Below are 19,401 nucleotides of genomic sequence, written 5' to 3'. Positions count from 1 at the left end.
TGGCGATCTTCGAATACATCAATGGCTTCTATAATCCGCGACGACGGCACTCAGCACCGGGTTGGAAAAGCCCGGTCGCTTTCGAACGGAAAGTGGCCTGAACGAACGCTTGGGGCGGCATTAAAACGCGACAGGTCCAGTCTGCGTGGTGATGACAGCATAGTTGAGCATTGCCGCAGCGAAGGGATTTCGCAAAGCGTTTACTACAAATGATCCAAGGACTTTATGGAAGCTGGCAAGCTGCGGCTGGCTGGGGATACTCAGAGGAGCAGGCCAGAACCGAGTATGAAAGTACTATTAAGAGCCGCATCGATCATAGCACCTGCCAAACAAAAAACGTGTATCTATCTCGCTTATTCAACCCAGCTAAATTCGTTTTTCAGGTCCTCATAATCACCATTCTTTCGAAGCTCCAGAAGCCCATCATTAAAGTCATTTATCAGACTTTGCGCGCCAGGCAATTGTTTTGACACAATCAAATGATGCCATATCTCTGCAACAGCAAATTCAGACTGTTGTATTTGCTCTGGGGAGACCCCAGCTTCTATAGTTGCGTTTCTTGCCTCGCTAGCAATTGCAATAAAAAAATCAACCCGTCCAGCAAGTAACATCTTAATGCATTGCTGCATATTTCCGGGCGTCTCGCGACGGAGTAAACCCCTTTCCTTCAACTCGCTGATAATATCAAACTCACCATACCCAAGAGGATTGCAGTAAAACTTCCCATGCAAGTCTCCCTCGTTTTGTATTTTGTTTAATTCTCCTTGACGGGACCAAGCATAATGTGACGAAGAAAAAAATGGATCCGAATAGTAGAATATTTCCGCGCGCTCTACGTTCCAAACATATGGAAATGTTCCGTGATACTCGCCCTGTTTTGTGAGTTCGTACCCTCTTTTCCAAGGTAGCCATTCAACTTGTTTTTCCAAATATCCAGATTTTTCAAATGCATTGAGTACTAGAATTGTAGCCATACCGCCTTGGGGGAGCTCGGTACTTGTAAATGGTGGGTAGTCGTCGCCCGTTGTCAAAGTAATCGGAATTGGGTCGGCTTTGGCATGATCACCATCCGCCAATAAAACTAACATGACCAACAGCATAAGGCACCCAGCCAAGCCAAAGTGCCTTCTTGCGGATGGATTATGTGGGTCAACACTCTTAACGCTTCCTATCGGCATGTCGGTCCCTCTTCTTGGTCTAGCGCATGATGGGCATGATGATAGCTATGTAATATAAATCAGACCTGTTGGATAAGTAGGCCGCATCGAACATATCAGCCTGACTTCCTGCTGGCTAAAGTGTTTCGATATCCCCTTGCGGCACGTTACGGTGACCAACTGCGGCACATACAAGTTTCTTTGTACTGTTCAAAAGTGGCGCGAAAGACGACACCAAGAGGATAAGAGTGAACTCAAATCAGTACACAGATGCCCCCCAAAATCGTAGCAAGCTTCCATTGAACTGCCGTTTTCTTCACTACGACACCAAAATTTGCATAGATCGTGGGAGAGAAGGCCGCTGGAACAAGAGGACACCGCTGGAACAAGAGACAGATTCTGGCACTGGCAATAGAATGGCTGGACATACAGCGTTGACCACCCCAACATGATCATTGACGCGGCTTCCGCTGTCATCGGGCTGAAACGGAGCGTAGATTCAAAATGCAGACCCCGCAAAAATATAGGGATGAACACCTCTCATTTTTTTCGGAACAAGGTTGAAGGCTCACGCCAAATGAAGGTTACTAGAAATAAATCAGTCGCGTTTAGGCTCTTAAAATACATCATAGCATTCAGCTCTCTGATAACGCTGATGTTGACCATTTTTCAGCTCACGGCAGACTATCATCGAGACGTCAATCTAATTGAAGACCGGTTAAACCTAATCAAAGAAGTTAATGCTGAGAGTTTCGCCAATAGCCTTTGGCGATATGATTTGGACGCTATGACAATACTGGCTCAGGGTCTCCATAGATTTCCAGATCTGCAGTATTTAGAAATCACTGCAGATGGGGAGATCGTCGTCTCAACCGGAGAGCCCAAAGATAAAAATACTATTTCTGAAAAAATCCCTTTGATCCACTCCACCGAAGACAGCGATGTCCACATAGGTGATCTTCTTATTGTTGTAACGTTGGAAAATGTACAATCAAGACTTTGGGAAACGGCGCTAATTGTTCTTATAAGCAATGCGATAAAAACCTTTGTTGTTGCGGGTTTCATTCTTTATATTTTCCATTTTCTGATAACAAAGCACCTTATCAGGATAGCCGAATATGCACATCTTGCGGATTTCTCGAAAAAAAGGGATCCATTAACACTTGCCCGAAGGCAACGAGAGGATGACGAGCTTAGCAAAGTTGTCCAAGCTATTAATTCAAGTCAGCAAGTCACCGTCGCCGCCGTCGAAACACTTCGAGAAAGCGAAGACCGGTACAAAGAGGCGTCACACATCGCACAACTGGGACATTGGGCTTACGACAAAGTGACGGATAGGCTCATTCACTGTTCAGATGAATTGGCCCATTTTCATGGAGTGACTCCTGAAACTTATCTGGAAATGGTCAGCAGCACCGAAAAGGACATTGAAATGGTCCACCCGGAAGATCGAGACGCCTATGCAAAGGTTATCAGAGACGCCCAGAGCGAGGTCAAACCATTCGATGTAGAATATCGGATCATTCGGCCTGATGGTGAGGTTCGACACATCAGAGAGATCGGTAAACCAATTACCGATGATAACGGCCAGTTGATCCAAGAACACGGAACCTTTCAGGACATCACCGACATTAAGAAGCTTGAGAGCCAGCTCCGCCAATCCCAAAAAATGGAAGCGGTTGGTCAACTGACTGGGGGTATTGCCCACGACTTCAACAACCTCTTGGCTATCATGCTAGGCAATGCTGAGTTGCTTGAGGATGTAGCCGCCGACGATAAGGTAGCGAAGAAGAACATTGAAGCGATTATGCTAGCTGTTAGTCGTGCCTCATCTTTGACGGCTAGGTTACTGGCTTTCTCCCGACAATCAGCGCTGGCACCAGTTTCTACTGATGTTGGTAGGTTGATCAACGGTCTCACCGACATGCTTGAAAGGTCTCTTGGGGAGACCGTTAAGCTAAACATTGAAGACACGGAGGATCTTTGGACAGCGCTGATTGATATGCATCAGTTCGAAAATGCCTTGGTGAATTTAGCTTTGAACGCGCGCGATGCTATGCCCCAAGGCGGAGTACTGACCATTGAAGCCGCCAATGTGACTCTGGATGAGACCTATGCTCAGCAGCACGACGAAGTGATGCCTGGGGAATATGTAATGGTTGCGGTGAGTGACACTGGCACAGGAATGCCACCCGACGTAATGGAAAAGGCTTTTGAACCTTTCTTCACAACTAAGGACGTGGGCGAAGGCAGCGGCCTGGGCCTCAGTATGGTATTCGGCTTCGTCAAACAGTCCAAAGGACATATCACAATCTATAGCGAGGAAGATCACGGCACTTCGTTTAAGCTCTATATGCCACGGTCTCCAAATAGGCCCGATGAAACAAAGGTCAAAGGCGATGTACTGGAACATACAAAAAGATCGGAGCGTATCCTCTTGGTCGAGGATGACACCGAGGTTCGTAGAGTCCCAGCAGCCATTCTTCGCGATATGGGTTACGAGATAATTGAGGCTGAGAACGGAGAGGACGCAATTAACTTTTTGAAAACCGGACAACATTTTGACCTTCTGTTTACTGACGTTGTCCTGCCAGGGAGTATGAACGGCGTGGAGATTGCCAATGAAGCTAGGCGCATGCAGCCAAGCATCAATGTTCTCTATACCACTGGATACGCTGAGAATTCCGTCGTTCATCATGGAAAATTGGAACGAGGTGTGAATTTGGTCAGCAAACCATATCGTCGTGCTGAACTGCTCGTGAAAGTGAATGAAGCTCTCAGCAAAAAATGAACGCGTTGGCCCCTCCCAATGAACAGCCCCACTTGAGTGGTCCAAATTGAAAGTTAGTGCATGACTGGCCCTTGGTCCATCGGACCGATGGCCTCAGGGCAGGTGGGCAGTAGCACAAGCACTATGTGGTAGTTTGGTGTTCAGCACTCAAACACCTACTGCACGCATCATTAAGACGGTACGCACATTAAACGAACGGGTTGGCGTCGCGCCCTTTCCAGATTGGTACATGAGAGGCGAAGGACCGCCTTCACTCACTTCTTGGATAGAGGATGAAGTTGGCGAAATGGTGGCATGTGCGAATGGCAGTATGCGCTATCATGAGGAAAGCCGATTGGCCGACGTATACTATGTTGGCTCGGTTTCTGTCGGCTCAGGCAATCGTGGTAAAGGCCTTGGAACCCTGGTAACGGCACTTTCAATTCGAGACGGGATTGATGAGTTCAGGTGCAAAAAAATAATGGGAATTGCACAGCCTAGCAATGCACCCTCAAGGGCAATGCTCGAGAGATGTGGTCTGTTAGTCGAACCTGAACGCGCGACCATCATCCTCAATAAATCTGGAGCATTTCAAACCCGTTGATCGGTTGGATTTGATCCATTCAAAGAAGCATGCCCAGAATTTAGTACTTTCAACCGAACGGCAGCGTTGTCCGCATTGCCGCCCTCCAACCCCAAAATTTCGTTGCAACTCTCATCAATGGCCGCTTCTCACTCGGCACAGAAGCGGTCGAAGGCTGTATTCCCAAGCCGAAAGACGGAATTTGCAAAGGGCGTTATCTGCGCATTGCGGCCGTTGGTGGTGGTCGCGTCTAATGGCCGGTTCCTCTCAATTCACAAAGAAACTGCAAACCTGTTCCGCCCCGGCCACCACAAATTGACCGCTCCTGATTATAGGCAAAAACGAACCTAAGCATTTAACCATTGGAACGAATGCGCTGCGACGTTGGAGGTTTGAAACATCGTGGTGGTGGTGCGTCTCCTGCTGGTCAGTCAGAATTCCAATCGCGCAGATGCCTGCTGCTTGGATGGGGCCATATGAAACTCCAAACTCTCTCCCAGTTCCAAAAACACAGTTCAGTAGCGCTCATGCTTCCTTGAACGCCTGCAGGATGCGACGGGTTGCAGCAACAACCGGATCGTGCGTCTCTTCTAAAATTGCCACCCGGTCAAACCGCGAGACATCTTTGATTACGGCCTTTCGCATTGCGGAACCAAACACCATGCGTAATTCAGTGCCAATGTTGAATTTGCAGATCTTAGATCCCAACGCTAACACCCGGCGCTGAGCAGTAGGAACACCGGACCCCCCATGGATTACCAGTGGCACCGTTGTAACAGCCTCAATTGCGCGAATTCGATTTTCGTCTAGCCCGCCCTCTTTGTCCTGTTGTAGATGCACATTTCCAACCGAGATCGCCATGGCATCAACGCCAGTGTCGCGAGCAAATTTGGCGGCTTCATCGGGATCGGTCCCAGCAGATCCTTCACCACCGGAATATCCCACAAAACCGATTTCACCTTCACAAGACACCCCTGCCGAATGGGCCACCTCGACGATAGCTGCTGTATCATCAATGTTCTGGGTCAACGATGTGCGAGACCCGTCGAACATCACAGAGGTGAACCCACTTTCAATAGCCAGCCTGCAGTCTTCGGCAGTGTAGCCATGATCCAAATGTGCGACTACTGGAACCGAAGCCTGCTCGGCCAAGTATCGAAACATCTTCCCCAACACAGGCAGTGGAGTATGTTCACGACAGGACGGCCCCGCCTGCAAGATTACTGGCACATTCTCAGCTTCTGCTGCGGCAACGTAGGCTCGCATCTCCTCCCAGCCGAGGGTTACCAGTCCAGCAACTGCATAATTGTTTTTAAGGGCAGGCTGTAAAACTTCGGCTAGATTAGCCAGCGTCATTTGAATTTCGCAATCATGTCTCTGATGCCAGGAATTGTCTCAATTTGCGCGGCATGTGTCGGCTGAAAATACTGCATCAGAGACCGCTGGCTTAACCCGCCTAGGATGGTGAAATAATACATTTCATACCCAGGCAGCACGGCGCAGGGGTGGTAGCCCTTATCGATCATGATCGTAGACCTATCCATGATATGGTAGGCATCGCCCGGCTTGTTATCTTCGCGCTGAAGCATCTGCAGGCCAGAGCCATAGTTGGGACGAAAGCGGAAATTGTAGGTTTCATCGTGGTGGGTTTCGTCAGGCAGGCGATCTGTGTCGTGTTTATGCGACGGGAAACCTGACCATCCCCCCTGCCCCACCGTATACAATTCACTGACCAGCAAACGCCCAACTTTGTCGTGTTGCTTTTGCCCTAGAATATGCTTGATCTTGCGGTGGGTCTTGGTGTCGTCACTGCCGTATTGCACCAAATCAATGTCATCTGCACGCACGTCAAACGGATCCAGAATTTTGTCATACCTGGCTCCGGCGATGAATACCTCGGTCTTTTCTGAAACGCACACAATGGTGACCTTGGCCCCCACCGGGACATAGACGCCTTCGGGTTCACCATCCCAGACATCAATGCCCCGGCTGCCCAGATAGAGATAGCGCTCCCCTTCAACATCAACATCCACTGTACCCGTCGCCGGAGCGACACAGGTTTCATACCCCGGTACCTGATATTCAAAGGATTCGCCCTTTTTCAGTTTGACGATATTGAAATAGTTCAACGGAACAGTTGGGTTATCAACGTCGACAATAGGCTGGTTTTGGTTGTCATGGGGGGCGATATGCATGGTCCGGTCCTTTATGAGAAATCTGTTGGGCCGGGGTGTGAAGACAAGAAGTCCTCAAGCTCGGCGGTAACAGGCATGGCTGGGGCGCACCCCGGGCAGGCCACGACAATTGAGGCGCAGGCAGATCCCCGCAGAACGGCGTCCTGCATATCGCGGCCCTCGGCGAGCGCGGCGAGGAACCCAGCCATAAAGCTGTCACCGGCACCGGTTGGTTTCAAAGCTGTGACAGGAAAGATGCCAGTGCGAATTTCCTGCTGATTTGCAAAGGTCACCGCACCTTCGGGACCCATTTTATAGACAACAATTGCAGCGCTGGAATTGGCAAGCACTCGCGCCTTGTCCAGCCCACGACTGATGTCCCCGGCCATAAAGCCAAATTCCTCATCATTGCCGACAATCACATCTGACATGGCGCCAGCACGTGACAACACCTCTTCGGCGACCTGCGCTGATGGCCAGCTATAGGGGCGATAGTCCACATCGAAAATGATCGGCAAACCAGCCTCGCGGGCCAGTTCAAAGGCTCGGAAAGCAGCTGATCTGGATGGTTCAGCGGCAAACACGGTTCCTGCGGTGATCAACGCACCGAACTGACTGTAATCCACTACTTCGACGTCTTCGACACTCATCTGAAAATCCGCCGCATTGTTGCGGTAAATGACGCTCTGATGATCCTCAACACGCGTTTCATATACGGCCAAAGATGTCCGGTACTCGCCGGTAGTACGCTTCACATAGCGCCTATCGACACCGTAGTGATCCAACTGCCCTTCACAATACCAGCCCACCGCATCATCGGACACCGATGTGACCAGCGCCGCCTTGCAGCCAAACTTCACCAGCCCGGCGGCGATATTAGCGCTGCTTCCCCCCATGCCGACAACCATATTGCTGGCATCCTGAATGCTAGTCCCTGCCGGATCAGGAGACAGATCCATACCAACACGTCCAACGACCAGAAAGTTGCATTTCTTGATTCCGTCCAAGATCACTTTCGTCCCTCCGTATTGCCTGCTTTGGCGGCGTCCAGAACTTCTGGATAAGGGTAGTTCAGCCCCAGCAATTGACGCAGGTCAGGGCTGGCTTCATCCACAAAAGACTGAGGTAACGCAGCTGGCATATCTTCCATAGGCTTCACCCATTTGGGCAAGTACTGGATCAGGATCGCGCTGCGGTCATGGTCAGCATTATTTGGCATAGCGCAGTGCCAGGTCACCCCATAAAACAATGCAACATCACCCGGCTCGCCGGTCATACGCTCACAGCGACCATGGAAGTCATCATCAGCGGTTGGGTATCGCAGCTCTCGTTGGCTACCCGGCACATATCCAGTCGCGCCACTTTCTATAGTAAAGGGGTCCAACAATACGGATACCTGCGCATTCATCGGAAATGAGCCATTGAACCCCACAGGATGTGTTTCTGGCTGATGAAAATCCCAATAAGGATAATCCACATGCGGTTCCTGCCCCGGACCGCCGGGTAGAATACGATTGGCCGCAATCGACCCCATGATGAATTCAGTCCCCAGAAACCCCCGCAAGATCTCCATCAACACCGGATGTGTTGCCATCCGAGAGAACACCTCGCCCTTGGCCAACAGGTTCCAGACCCGGCGTTGCAGGTTCAGCTTACCCTCTTGCTCAGCCGCACCTTGGAAATGGGTAGCCTTTTCAGCGGACTGCTCAGAATGAGCCATGACGATGGCCCTTGCCTCGGCAATCTCATCAGGCGTGAACAGGCCGGAGATCCCAACCGCGCCTCCGCCATGCAGCAGCTCTTCGATGATTTCTGCTGGATTAGCTGTTTCTGCGGTAAAACGCTTCATCACACTCCCTTTCTCTGCATATTGCGGCTCGTTTCCCAATCAACATGCGCCTCATTCACACGGTCGCTATTGGTTATGTGCGGCGTGCCGACCTCCCACCACGTGTGGCCCTCGGCAGTCCAGCCCTCGTAAGGGTCGACCTGCATGACGATGACATGGGTTCTGTCGCTGGTTTTCGCTCGCTTGAACGCCTCGCCCAACTCAGCCGGGTTTGACACGGTTTCTGCGATAGCGCCTTGCGAGGCCGCGTGCGCCTCAAAATCCACCGCAAAGGGAGCGGTTATTGTTGGGCAGTCTGAAAGAAGATTATTGAAGCTTTCATTGCCAGTGTTGTTCTGCAGCTTGTTGATAACGGCAAAGCCACCGTTATCCAGTACCAGGATGATCAGTTTTTTCTGGCTCAGCACCGAAGAATAGATGTCTGAATTCAGCATCATGTAGGACCCGTCGCCGACAAAGACCACTGTATCTTGATCTGGCTCCTGCTGCATCTGTGCGATCCGTGCGCCCCATGCACCGGCAATTTCATAGCCCATGCAAGAAAAGCCAAACTCGACATCCACAGTGCCGATATCAAGCGTGCGCCAGTTGGCCGTGACCTCGGCAGGCAAACCGCCAGCCGCTGCCACCACCCTGTCGCGTGGATCACACAGGTCATTCACAACGCCAATTGCCTGCGCATAGGAGGTTGGGCGATTACCATGCGCTACGTTTTTAGCAACGTAAGCATCCCAAGCCCTGCGTTGTTCCTGAGCCAGCGAGGCCCAGTCAGTCGGGGATTCATAATCCGTAACAGCCGCTGCCAGCGCACCCAGAGATACCCTGGCATCCCCAACGACGGGTAGCGACATATGCTTGCCCGCATCATGGCGGGCCGCATTGATAGCGATAAACCGAGCGTCCTTGGCAAATGCCGTCCAAGACCCAGTTGTAAAGTCCTGCAACCGCGTTCCGACAGCTACGATCACATCCGCCTGCGCTGCGATCTCATTGGCGCTGTTCGACCCGGTGACTCCAATCGGCCCGATATTCAACGGATGTGTGGCCAGCATATTGGCCCGGCCTGCGATGGTCTCAACCACCGGGATCTGGTGGATCTCGGCAAATTCAGTCAGCTCATCCACTGCACGTGAATACTGCACCCCGCCGCCAGCAATGATCATCGGACGTTTAGCCGTTTTTAATAGCGCTGCGGCATCCGCGACCTCATTTGTATCAGGGCTGATCCGACGGATGCGGTGAACTTTCTTTTCAAAGAATTCCGCCGGATAATCGTAAGTCCAACCCTGCACATCCTGCGGCAGGCCCAGAAACGCTGGACCACAATCGGCAGGGTCAAGCATGGTGGCGATGGCGGCGGGCAGCGACTGGATCACCTGTGCCGGATGGGTAATGCGATCCCAATAGCGCACGACAGGTTTGAACGCATCATTCACCCCATAGGTCGGATCGCCAAAGTTCTCCATCTGCTGCAACACCGGATCCGGCAACCGGGTGATGAAGGTATCACCGCACAGCAACAACATTGGCAGCCGGTTGGCATGCGCCAGTCCAGCCGAGGTCAGCAGGTTTGATGTGCCCGGTCCGGCGCTGGCCGTGCAGAACATAAAACGCCGCCGCAGCCACTGCTTGGAATAACCTGCCGCTGCAAAACCCATGCTTTGCTCATTTTGACCACGGTACAGTGGCAACTCATCCTGCACACCGTACAGGGCCTCACCCAAACAGGTCACATTGCCGTGCCCGAAGATGCCAAATCCGCCTCCGCACAGACGCACCTCCTCGCTGTCGATTTCGATAAACTGATTGCTCAGCCAGCGAATAATAGCCTGCGCTGTGGTCAGGCGAATGGTGTCTGAAGGTGTCGGCATGTCAGCGCGCCCTTTTTAGGAATTTCCGGCATCCCGCCGATTGCGGCTTGCGAGATTTCGAATCTCAGGATACAAATTTTGCAACCGGTTGCAAACTCAAATTTATCAGGAACCTGAAACATGGCGGAAATTGGTATCGGCATCCTTGGCGGTGGCTATATGGGCAAAGCCCATGCGGTTGCGATGTCTTCGGTCGGCGCGGTCTTTAACACCAACCTACGTCCAAGACTGGAAATGGTCTGCGCATCGTCAGCGGAAAGCGCCAAACGCTATCGCCAGGCATACGGCTTTGCCCGCGCCACCGACGACTGGCGCACATTGGTGAGCGACCCCAAGGTTGAGGCCATTGTCATCGCCACCCCCCAATCCACACACCGCGAAGTCGCAGATGCCGCCTTTGCTGTTGGCAAACCTGTTTTTTGTGAAAAGCCCATGGGCGCAACACTAGAAGACAGCCAGGCCATGGTTGCCGCTGCCGAGGCATCTGGCTGCGCCAATATGGTTGGTTTCAATTACATCCGCACCCCCGCCAGCCAATTTGTGCGCAAGCTTATCGCACAAGGTGAGATCGGAGATATCACTTGGTTCCGCGGCGAACATACCGAAGATTTCTATGCCGACCCTCAGGCTCCGGCAACTTGGCGAACTGACGGTGCGGCCAACGGAACGTTGGGTGACCTAGCCCCGCACATGATAAATGGGGCGCTTGCCCTGCTTGGCCCGATAACGCGTGTGATGGCAGAAATAGAAACGGTTCACAGCAACCGCCCCGGCGGTGAAGTCACCAACGATGATCACGCACAGATGATGTGCCGGTTTGAAAACGGGGCTATGGGGCAGATGTATTTCAGCCGCATCGCAACAGGGCGCAAGATGGGCTACGCCTATGAAATCACAGGTACCAAAGGTGCGGTGCGGTTCGATCAGGAAGATCAAAACGCTGTTTGGCTGTACCGAATTGATGATCCCGAGGCCGAGCGCGGATTTCGTAAAATCCTGACCGGCCCAGCACATCCTGACTATGAACCCTTCTGTCAGGGCCCTGGGCACGGCACTGGATATCAGGACCAGATCATCATCGAGGCCCGCGACTTTCTGTCCGCCATCGAAACCGGACGACCCGTTTGGCCGACCTTCCGCGACGGGCTCGACGTCAATCGCGTGATTGCGGCCGCTTTTGCCTCTGCCCGCGACAGCAAATGGCAAGACGTAAACTCGTTCTGAGCATCCGAAAGGTACAACACAGATGACAATCAGAATCGGCAACGCTCCCTGCTCTTGGGGAGTAGAATTTGCAAATGACCCGCGAAACCCAAGCTGGCAATCTGTCCTGAGCGACTGCGCCAAGGCAGGATACAAAGGAATCGAATTGGGGCCAGTAGGCTTCATGCCCGAAGACCCTGCCGAGCTTGGCGATGCACTTGCGCAAAACGATCTGGAACTGATCGGCGGCGTTGTATTCCGCGCCTACCACGACCCAGATGTATGGGACGATGTTCTGGACGCCACGCACCGAACTGCCCGCGCACTCAAGGCGCATGGCGCGCAGCACCTTGTGCTCATCGACTCGATCTCATCTCGCCGCGCCCCCACCGCCGGTCGTGCGTCAGAAGCCGAGCAAATGGACAAGGCGGAATGGACTGCCTACCGCAACCGCATTGCCGAAACCGCTCGTATTGGCGCCGAAGAATACGGCCTGACCGTTGGCATCCACGCCCACGCAGCTGGCTTTATGGACTTTGAGCCCGAGCTTGAACGGCTCTTGAATGAAGTCGACGAGAAGATCCTCAAGATCTGTTTCGACACAGGCCACCATTCCTATGCCGGTTTTGATCCGGTTGGTTTCATGAAGCGCCACGTCGACCGGATTTCCTACATGCACTTCAAGGACATCGATCCACAGGTAAAGGCAAATGTCATCGCCAGCCGGACCGGGTTCTATGACGCCTGTGGCGAGGGCATTTTCTGCAATCTTGGCGACGGTGATGTCGACTTTACATCGGTGCGCCAGGTGTTGCTGGATGCCGGATTCGCCGGCTGGTGCACTGTCGAACAGGACTGTGACCCTACGCTGGACCCAGATCCAATCGGGGATGCCCGCAAGAACCGTGAATATCTCGAATCTATTGGCTTTAACTAAGGAGCCGAACATATGACTAAACTGAAATGGGGCATGATTGGCGGCGGCGAAGGCAGCCAGATCGGACCGGCACATCGCCTTGGCGCGCAGGCTGATGGATTGTTTGAATTCACCGCAGCAGCGCTGGACCATCGCCCTGAACAAGGCCGTGAATATGCGCAACGTCTGGGCGTTTCGGCTGATCGCGCCTATAGCGACTGGCAGGAAATGCTCGCCGGGGAAAAGCACCGCGAAGACCGGATTGACCTAGTCACTGTCGCCACTCCTAACGCCACTCACTTTGAAATCACCAAGGCGTTCCTAGAGGCCGGGATCAATGTCCTGTGCGAAAAACCTATGACAATGACTGTCGAAGAGGGTGAGGAAATTGTGCGGGTGGTCGAGAAAACCGGCCAGATCTGTGCGGTGAATTACTGCTACTCGGCCTATCCCATGGTCCGTCAGGCCCGCGCCATGGTGCGCGCTAGGGAAATCGGCAAAGTGCGGCTGGTGGTCACGAACTTCAGCCACGGCCACCACGGCGACGCCACAGATGCGGACAATCCACGGATACGCTGGCGTTATGATCCGGCGATGGCAGGCGTTTCCGGACAATTTGCCGATTGCGGCATCCACGCACTGCATATGGCTAGCTTTATCAGCGACGACGAGGTCGAAACGCTATCCGCCGACTTTGCCTCAACCATTGCCAGCCGCGAGTTGGAGGATGACGCGATGGTCAATTTCCGCATGAGCGGAGGAACCGTCGGCCGCCTTTGGACTTCATCAGTTGCTATTGGCCGTCAGCATGGGTTCGACATTCAGCTGTTTGGTGAAACTGGCGGGCTGCGTTGGACCTCGGAACAGCCTAATCAGCTGATCTATACCCCGGTGGGTGGTCGTACGCAGATCATCGAAAAAGGTGAAGGCGGGCTGCATGAAGATGCTCAACGCCTGTCCCGCGTCGCCATCGCCCACCCCGAAGGTTTCCCACTGGCAGTTGCCAATATCTATTGCGATCTGGCCGACGCCATTCGCGGTGAAACCCGTGACGGATTGCCCACTGCATCAGACGGCGTGCGTTCCATGGCCGCGGTTCACACAGCCGTTGCCTCAGCAAAGGAAAATGGAGCCTGGATGGACGCACGTCCATCAATTTTCCGCTAGGTGTTAGTCCCTTTGCGCAATGTTCCCCTCTCAATCAATGTGCAGGGGAACAAGCGCGCTTCGGGGTAGCGATCGGGTGTTTCAAGCTGCGAAACCATCAAGTCCACCGCAGCGCTAGTAATTTGGCGAATGGGCTGCCTGATAGTCGTCAGATTGATATTCTCCCAGCCCGCCATCTCCATATCGTTCAGGCCCAGAATTCCAATGTCCTCGGGAACCTTCATCCCCTTACTCTGCATCGCGCTAAGCGCCCCGATAGAAATCACATCATCAGCGCCAAAGTACACCTCGGCGTGTTGACCGCTATCCAGCAAACCAAGCATTGCAGTGCGACCTGCCGCAAATGAGTATTCATCTGAATAGGCGTACGAAAACTTCAACTCGGGATGAGCCGCCATTTCCGCTGCGAACCCCTGAAAACGGTCCGATGTTGAAGCTGCATTCTCCGGCCCGCCAAGAAAACCAATATGCTTGTACCCACGCTCAATCAGCGTTCGGGCCGCAAAGGCACCAGCGGCCACGTTGTCGATTCCAACCAGATTGGCATTTGTACTGTCTTTGTAGCGCGCAAAGGCAAAGACCACCGGAATATTGGCCTTTTCAAACGATGCCGCAAAACTGGCCGGAACCGTCGAAGATGCCACGATCACTCCGTCGACCGAATACTGACGCAACATCTGAACGCTTTCTTCTGGCCCCTGATCCCCAGTCAGATTGACCAGTAACGGTCGCAAGCCCCGGTCCTGCAAACCAGAGGTAAACAAGTCAAAAGCGCTTAGAAAGAAGGGGTTTTTGAAGTTGTTTGAAACCAGCCCGATTAGTTTGGTACGCCCAGTTGTAAGAGATGAAGCAAGTGCATTTGGGCTATAGCCCAACTCTTGTGCCGCCTTTTCAACCCGGCGCCGCATCTTTCCTGAGACCGAAGCGCCATCAGTGAAAGCACGAGACACAGCCGAGCGTGACACGCCCGCGCGTTCTGCAACTTCTTTCAATGTAACGGCCATCTAATTCCAGTCCCCTGATCCTGCGGTACGCCTTTTATCTGTTTTACGTCGTAAAGGCAGTATGAAATTTCCAATCGACTTTTGCAACCGGTTGCAAGATCATTCCAAATATGGTTAGCTTGAGTCGGAGAGACGGAGAGGAACCGTCCTTTTTAATGAATGACTGGGTTACCTGGGAGGTAAACAATGACTTCACTGTTGAAAAAACTGATGCTAGCGACGGCCGTTGTGGCAGCACCAATTATGGTCGCGACAACGGCATCTGCCGAGGGTGAGAAATACATCCTGGTCAGCCACGCCCCTGACAGCGATAGCTGGTGGAACACCATCAAGAACGGTCTTGCCCTGGCTGGCGAGCAAATGGATGTTGAAGTTGAATACCGCAATCCGCCAACAGGTGACTTGGCCGACATGGCGCGTATCATTGAGCAGGCCGCCGCCAGTGGCCCCCATGGCATCATCACAACTCTAAGCGATTATGATGTATTGTCCGGCCCCATCCAAGCTGCTGTAGACAGCGGTGTTGACGTTATCATCATGAACTCGGGCACCCCCGATCAGGCCCGCGAAGTTGGCGCCCTGATGTATGTGGGGCAGCCGGAATATGACGCAGGCCACGCTGCGGGCCTTCGCGCCAAAGGGGATGGCGTCAATAGCTTCCTCTGCGTGAACCACTATATCAGCTCCCCATCGTCCTCCGAAAGATGTCAAGGGTTTGCCGACGGTCTGGATGTTGAACTGGGCGATCAGATGATCGACAGCGGACAGGACCCCGCTGAAATCAAAAACCGGGTGCTGGCCTATCTGAATGCCAACCCTGAGACCGATGCCATCCTGACACTGGGGCCAACTTCGGCTGACCCAACCATTCTGGCGCTGAACGAAAACGGACTGGCTGGAGACATTTATTTTGGCACCTTCGACCTAGGTGAAGAAATCGTCAAAGGCCTGAAGTCTGGTGTGATCAACTGGGGCATCGACCAACAGCCCTTCCTGCAGGCCTACCTGCCGGTTGTCGTCATGACCAACTACCACCGTTACGGCGTACTGCCAGGCAACAACATCAACTCTGGCCCTGGTTTCGTCACCAAGGACGCGTTGGAAAAAGTCGAGCAGTTTGCTGGCGAATACCGCTAATCATCTCAAAGCAATTCTGGGCGGCCAAAGCATTTTGGCCGCCCTTTTAAAAAGAGAGAGCACAATGTCTGACGCACAATCCACTGTGGCGACCGACGAGCGGATAAAAAGCCGCTCCAAGCTTCGCGAGGCCATGATCCGGCCCGAGCTTGGCGGTATCATCGGCACCATTACCGTCTTTACCATGTTCATGATCTTCGCCTCTGACAGCGGCATGTTCAACAGTCAGGGCATCATGAACTGGAGCCAGATCTCTGCCCAATTCATGATCATTGCCGTGGGCGCCTGTCTGCTGATGATTGCAGGTGAATTTGATCTGTCTGTCGGGTCTATGATCGGCTTTTCCGGAATGTTGATCGCAATTTTCAGCGTAACGCTGGCCTGGCCTGTCTGGCTGGCCATTCTGGTGACCTTTGCAATTGCACTGGTAATTGGCGCCATCAACGGATTCATCGTTGTCCGCACCGGCCTGCCCAGTTTCATTGTGACTTTGGCCTCTTTGTTCATTCTGCGCGGATTTGCAATCTATCTGCCGCAGACCATCGAACGCAAAACAATCATTGGCGGCGTTTCTGATGCAGCCCAGGGCGACTGGCTCGCCTCGGTTTTTGGCGGCAAGATCTTCACCGGACTTTTCCAGTGGTTGGGCGAAAACGACATCATCGCGGTGTTTGAGCGTGGGTCCCGCAAGGGTCAGCCCGTGGTTGACGGGGTACCTATGCTCATCGTCTGGGCGCTTGCATTGGTGGTTGTCGGCCATATCATTTTGACCAAGACTCGGTTCGGCAACTGGATCTTTGCAGCAGGTGGAGATGCAGAAGCGGCCCGGAATTCTGGGGTACCTGTCAACAAGGTCAAGATCATGATGTTCATGTTCACCGCCTTTTGCGCAACGGTGTTTGCAACCTGTCAGGTTATGGAATTTGGCGGCGCAGGGTCTGACCGTGGAATGCTGAAAGAATTCGAAGCAATCATCGCCGTGGTGATCGGTGGGGCACTGCTGACCGGCGGTTATGGTTCGGTTCTCGGCGCAGCACTTGGTGCCTTGATATTTGGTGTGGTCCAGCAAGGCCTGTTCTTTGCCGGTGTCGAAAGCTCACTGTTCCGCGTATTCCTCGGCTTCATCCTACTGGGTGCGGTAATCCTGAACACCTATATCCGACGCATCATCACGGGGGAACGCTGATATGACCAAGACACAGCCCCCCTTAATCCAGATGCAGAATATCGAAAAGCATTTCGGTTCTGTGATTGCTCTGGCTGGCGTTTCAGTTGATGTGTATCCCGGCGAATGCCACTGCTTGCTGGGCGACAACGGCGCGGGCAAATCAACCTTCATCAAAACCATGTCAGGAGTCCACAAACCAACCCATGGCGAAATCCTGTTCGAAGGTACCCCGATGCACTTTGCAGACCCTCGGGATGCTATTGCTGCAGGGATCGCAACGGTGCACCAGCATCTGGCCATGATCCCGCTGATGTCGGTCAGCCGCAACTTCTTTATGGGCAATGAGCCCATTCGGAAAATCGGGCCGATCAACTTCTTTGATCACGACTATGCCAACAAGGTCACCATGGAAGAGATGCGCAAAATGGGCATCAACCTGCGTGGACCGGATCAGGCTGTGGGCACCTTGTCCGGCGGCGAACGCCAGACTGTCGCCATCGCCCGAGCCGTCCATTTTGGTGCCAAGGTGCTGATCCTGGACGAACCAACCTCAGCCCTTGGGGTACGCCAAACGGCCAATGTATTGGCAACCATCGACAAAGTCCGCAAACAGGGTATCGCTGTGGTCTTTATCACCCACAATGTGCGCCACGCAATGGCGGTTGGGGATCAGTTCACGGTTCTAAACCGAGGACAGACACTGGGCACAGCCAAACGTGGAGATATCACCCCCGAAGAACTGCAGGATCTTATGGCCGGAGGCCAAGAGCTGGTGGCCCTAGAAGGCAGCCTAGGCGGGACCGTCTAATTAAACAGCACCCACCGCAGTGCTGCGGTGGGACGGGCTATGACGCAAACTTTTGGATGTGTGTCAGCTGAGTTTGGGGTCCACATGCGGCTTAAACTAAGAAAGCGTTTGGCGGTGTTGCCACTTTAACCATTTGCGATTGTCTTTCCATGAATTGGACATAATCGTGGCAGATGCAGACACCTTTCATCAGCTACAAACGCCGCCGTTTTCCGTCGGAAGTCATCGCGCACGCCGTTTAGCTGTACGTCCGATTCAAATTGAACCTCCGCGAAGTTTAAAAGATGCTGCCGCAACGTGGAATCAATGTGTCTTACGAGACTGTTCGGCATGGGGTCATCAAGTTTGTACCGTTGATCGCTCGGAACTTGCGACAGCAACAGTCCCGTCCTGATGCTGTCTGGCATCTAGATGAAGTTGTTGTGAAAACCTCAGGTCGCAAGTATTGGCCTTGGCGTGCGGAAAGTCGCAGATCGTATACGATCACTCTGCAGAAAAGTTGCATGATGGGTGAATGACCGGTTCAACGGGCTGCGCTGTAGCATCTGATGTAGTGGATGAGGCCCCATCAGGGGGTGTCGCGCCCCGACTTTGCAATTTTCGCTTTCCTGCGCTTAGCTGCCGTTAGTGTAAACTGCAGCGAATGGCCGCTCACCGCCCTGTGTCGAAATGTACATGGTGCTGCATCCGGTTTTTCGTGTTCGAATTAGGCTTTTTTCACTCCCTACTAGGTTCGTGGTAGACAGCTGTGTCAACGTCGGGTTGTCGATGTGGATGGGCGTGGTGGATTGGAGAAACCATCATGCAATTGCAATACCTGCCTGCTATTCGTGCCTGCCGCCCGGCATGGAACAAGGGGCGCATTGTCGGGCAAAAGCGACCGCTGCTGCCCAAACACGTCTGGGCGATCCGCGTTCGTCTGGAGATCGCAGGCAATCATCGCGATCTGGCGCTTTTCAATCTGGCCATCGACAGCAAGCTCCGAGGATGTGATCTGGTTTGCCTGAAAGTCGCTGACGTTTTTGCGGGTGGACAAGTCAAAAAGCGCGCGTCGATCATCCAGAGTAAAACCAAAAACCCAGTCCAATTTGAGATCACAGACGGAACGCGAAAATCGCTCCTACGCTGGATGACCGAACCATTGATGACCGGTTGAGCGCACTTTGCGGCCGTTCACTGTTGATGACCCTGATGAAGAGAACAGCATCACATCTTGTACTGGTATCATTGTTAAGCAGTTGCCCGTGTTAACCGACTAGGGATTTCTTGATTGCGGCTAACAAATCAACTCGTATCACAGGCTTCATGAGACGGATATCTTCAGTCCCCAGATCGCTGCAACGGTCAGTCGCATCGCTCGCATAGCCAGACATAAAAACAACCGGTAGATCAGGTGCAGTATCACGCACTAATTGGCTTAACGTCTTCCCGTTTAGGCTGCCAGGCATCATGATATCCGTCAGAAGTAAGTCGAATACCGGACCAGCCTCAAACAGTGCAAGGGCTTCGTCACCAGTTTGTCTGACGTCAGCGCTTATGGGTCCAAATAGCCGTATTTGATAAGAGAGAGTTCTTGGCTCATCGTAACCACTGA

At 52.9% G+C, this 19,401-nt stretch carries 16 protein-coding genes and 3 pseudogenes; 11 read left to right on the top strand and 8 right to left on the bottom strand.

Features of this window, described 5'->3' with window-relative positions:
• Positions 1–141: 141 nt before the first annotated feature.
• Positions 142–309, top strand: a pseudogene (locus AC2T28_RS24405) (IS3 family transposase); the annotation flags it as partial.
• Between the two features lie 44 nt (positions 310–353).
• Here AC2T28_RS24405 and AC2T28_RS24400 read toward each other — a convergent pair.
• Complete coding sequence (locus tag AC2T28_RS24400) at positions 354–1,100, bottom strand: substrate-binding periplasmic protein (RefSeq protein WP_486751208.1); 747 nt, start codon at positions 1,098–1,100, stop codon at positions 354–356.
• 712 nt (positions 1,101–1,812) lie between these two features.
• On the opposite strand from AC2T28_RS24400, the gene AC2T28_RS24395 reads away from it, so the two are divergent.
• On the top strand, positions 1,813–3,948 hold the full coding sequence (locus AC2T28_RS24395; protein WP_486751207.1) for an ATP-binding protein: 2,136 nt from the start codon (positions 1,813–1,815) through the stop codon (positions 3,946–3,948).
• A 136-nt stretch (positions 3,949–4,084) separates the two neighbouring features.
• On the top strand, positions 4,085–4,531 hold the full coding sequence (locus AC2T28_RS24390; RefSeq protein ID WP_486751206.1) for a GNAT family N-acetyltransferase: 447 nt from the start codon (positions 4,085–4,087) through the stop codon (positions 4,529–4,531).
• A 504-nt stretch (positions 4,532–5,035) separates the two neighbouring features.
• Here AC2T28_RS24390 and AC2T28_RS24385 read toward each other — a convergent pair.
• The 5 genes from AC2T28_RS24385 to iolD are packed head-to-tail and all read right to left on the bottom strand — an operon-like array spanning position 5,036 to position 10,404.
• Entirely contained in the window at positions 5,036–5,866 is an 831-nt protein-coding gene (locus tag AC2T28_RS24385; protein ID WP_486751205.1) for a class II fructose-bisphosphate aldolase, read from the bottom strand.
• Complete coding sequence (locus AC2T28_RS24380) at positions 5,863–6,705, bottom strand: 5-deoxy-glucuronate isomerase (RefSeq protein WP_486751204.1); 843 nt, start codon at positions 6,703–6,705, stop codon at positions 5,863–5,865. Before AC2T28_RS24380 ends, AC2T28_RS24385 begins: the two co-directional genes overlap by 4 nt.
• An 11-nt stretch (positions 6,706–6,716) precedes the next feature.
• Positions 6,717–7,697, bottom strand: coding sequence for a 5-dehydro-2-deoxygluconokinase (gene iolC, locus AC2T28_RS24375; RefSeq protein ID WP_486751203.1), 981 nt, complete (start codon positions 7,695–7,697; stop codon positions 6,717–6,719).
• A complete protein-coding gene (locus AC2T28_RS24370) occupies positions 7,694–8,533 on the bottom strand; it encodes a phytanoyl-CoA dioxygenase family protein (protein WP_486751202.1) in 840 nt (279 codons plus the stop codon). Before AC2T28_RS24370 ends, iolC begins: the two co-directional genes overlap by 4 nt.
• A complete protein-coding gene (gene iolD, locus AC2T28_RS24365) occupies positions 8,533–10,404 on the bottom strand; it encodes a 3D-(3,5/4)-trihydroxycyclohexane-1,2-dione acylhydrolase (decyclizing) (RefSeq protein ID WP_486751201.1) in 1,872 nt (623 codons plus the stop codon). Before iolD ends, AC2T28_RS24370 begins: the two co-directional genes overlap by 1 nt.
• Before the next feature lie 120 nt (positions 10,405–10,524).
• Between iolD and AC2T28_RS24360 the strand changes: the two genes are divergently transcribed.
• Genes AC2T28_RS24360 through AC2T28_RS24350 form a run of 3 tightly spaced genes read left to right on the top strand, consistent with a single transcriptional unit; the run spans position 10,525 to position 13,690 of the window.
• Positions 10,525–11,628 (top strand): Gfo/Idh/MocA family protein, encoded by a 1,104-nt coding sequence (locus AC2T28_RS24360; protein WP_486751200.1) that lies wholly within the window; start codon positions 10,525–10,527, stop codon positions 11,626–11,628.
• 22 nt (positions 11,629–11,650) lie between these two features.
• A complete protein-coding gene (locus tag AC2T28_RS24355; protein WP_486751199.1) occupies positions 11,651–12,544 on the top strand; it encodes a TIM barrel protein in 894 nt (297 codons plus the stop codon).
• A 12-nt stretch (positions 12,545–12,556) separates the two neighbouring features.
• On the top strand, positions 12,557–13,690 hold the full coding sequence (locus AC2T28_RS24350; protein WP_486751198.1) for a Gfo/Idh/MocA family protein: 1,134 nt from the start codon (positions 12,557–12,559) through the stop codon (positions 13,688–13,690).
• Here the strand turns inward: AC2T28_RS24350 and AC2T28_RS24345 are convergent.
• On the bottom strand, positions 13,687–14,694 hold the full coding sequence (locus AC2T28_RS24345; RefSeq protein WP_486751197.1) for a LacI family DNA-binding transcriptional regulator: 1,008 nt from the start codon (positions 14,692–14,694) through the stop codon (positions 13,687–13,689). The two genes, AC2T28_RS24350 and AC2T28_RS24345, sit on opposite strands and share 4 nt — an antisense overlap.
• A gap of 186 nt (positions 14,695–14,880) precedes the next feature.
• On the opposite strand from AC2T28_RS24345, the gene AC2T28_RS24340 reads away from it, so the two are divergent.
• The 5 genes and pseudogenes from AC2T28_RS24340 to AC2T28_RS24320 form a co-directional block, all read left to right on the top strand.
• Positions 14,881–15,831 carry a sugar ABC transporter substrate-binding protein gene (locus tag AC2T28_RS24340; protein WP_486751196.1) on the top strand — a complete coding sequence of 317 codons (951 nt, stop codon included), beginning with the start codon at positions 14,881–14,883 and terminating at the stop codon, positions 15,829–15,831.
• A 64-nt stretch (positions 15,832–15,895) separates the two neighbouring features.
• Entirely contained in the window at positions 15,896–17,017 is a 1,122-nt protein-coding gene (locus AC2T28_RS24335) for an ABC transporter permease (RefSeq protein ID WP_486751195.1), read from the top strand.
• 1 nt (position 17,018) lies between these two features.
• Positions 17,019–17,807, top strand: coding sequence for an ATP-binding cassette domain-containing protein (locus AC2T28_RS24330; protein ID WP_486751194.1), 789 nt, complete (start codon positions 17,019–17,021; stop codon positions 17,805–17,807).
• A gap of 173 nt (positions 17,808–17,980) precedes the next feature.
• Positions 17,981–18,268, top strand: a pseudogene (locus AC2T28_RS24325) (IS6 family transposase); the annotation flags it as partial.
• A gap of 341 nt (positions 18,269–18,609) precedes the next feature.
• Positions 18,610–18,960, top strand: a pseudogene (locus tag AC2T28_RS24320) (site-specific integrase); the annotation flags it as partial.
• A 94-nt stretch (positions 18,961–19,054) separates the two neighbouring features.
• Here AC2T28_RS24320 and AC2T28_RS24315 read toward each other — a convergent pair.
• The coding region (locus AC2T28_RS24315; RefSeq protein WP_486751193.1) for a response regulator at positions 19,055–19,401 on the bottom strand (347 nt) is incomplete at its 5' end.

The organism is Parasedimentitalea nitratireducens, assembly GCF_057444295.1.
The sequence above is the reverse complement of the archived record's forward strand: the minus strand, read 5'-3'. Positions and strand labels throughout refer to the sequence as shown.

Bases quoted from the DNA above. Each gene is read 5' to 3' on its own strand.
- AC2T28_RS24400 (WP_486751208.1), bottom strand. From the start codon at position 1,100: ATGCTGTTGGTCATGTTAGTTTTATTGGCGGATGGTGATCATGCCAAA.
- AC2T28_RS24395 (WP_486751207.1), top strand. From the start codon at position 1,813: ATGTTGACCATTTTTCAGCTCACGGCAGACTATCATCGAGACGTCAAT.
- AC2T28_RS24385 (WP_486751205.1), bottom strand. From the start codon at position 5,866: ATGACGCTGGCTAATCTAGCCGAAGTTTTACAGCCTGCCCTTAAAAAC.
- AC2T28_RS24380 (WP_486751204.1), bottom strand. From the start codon at position 6,705: ATGCATATCGCCCCCCATGACAACCAAAACCAGCCTATTGTCGACGTT.
- AC2T28_RS24370 (WP_486751202.1), bottom strand. From the start codon at position 8,533: ATGAAGCGTTTTACCGCAGAAACAGCTAATCCAGCAGAAATCATCGAA.
- iolD (WP_486751201.1), bottom strand. From the start codon at position 10,404: ATGCCGACACCTTCAGACACCATTCGCCTGACCACAGCGCAGGCTATT.
- AC2T28_RS24360 (WP_486751200.1), top strand. From the start codon at position 10,525: ATGGCGGAAATTGGTATCGGCATCCTTGGCGGTGGCTATATGGGCAAA.
- AC2T28_RS24355 (WP_486751199.1), top strand. From the start codon at position 11,651: ATGACAATCAGAATCGGCAACGCTCCCTGCTCTTGGGGAGTAGAATTT.
- AC2T28_RS24350 (WP_486751198.1), top strand. From the start codon at position 12,557: ATGACTAAACTGAAATGGGGCATGATTGGCGGCGGCGAAGGCAGCCAG.
- AC2T28_RS24345 (WP_486751197.1), bottom strand. From the start codon at position 14,694: ATGGCCGTTACATTGAAAGAAGTTGCAGAACGCGCGGGCGTGTCACGC.
- AC2T28_RS24340 (WP_486751196.1), top strand. From the start codon at position 14,881: ATGACTTCACTGTTGAAAAAACTGATGCTAGCGACGGCCGTTGTGGCA.
- AC2T28_RS24335 (WP_486751195.1), top strand. From the start codon at position 15,896: ATGTCTGACGCACAATCCACTGTGGCGACCGACGAGCGGATAAAAAGC.
- AC2T28_RS24330 (WP_486751194.1), top strand. From the start codon at position 17,019: ATGACCAAGACACAGCCCCCCTTAATCCAGATGCAGAATATCGAAAAG.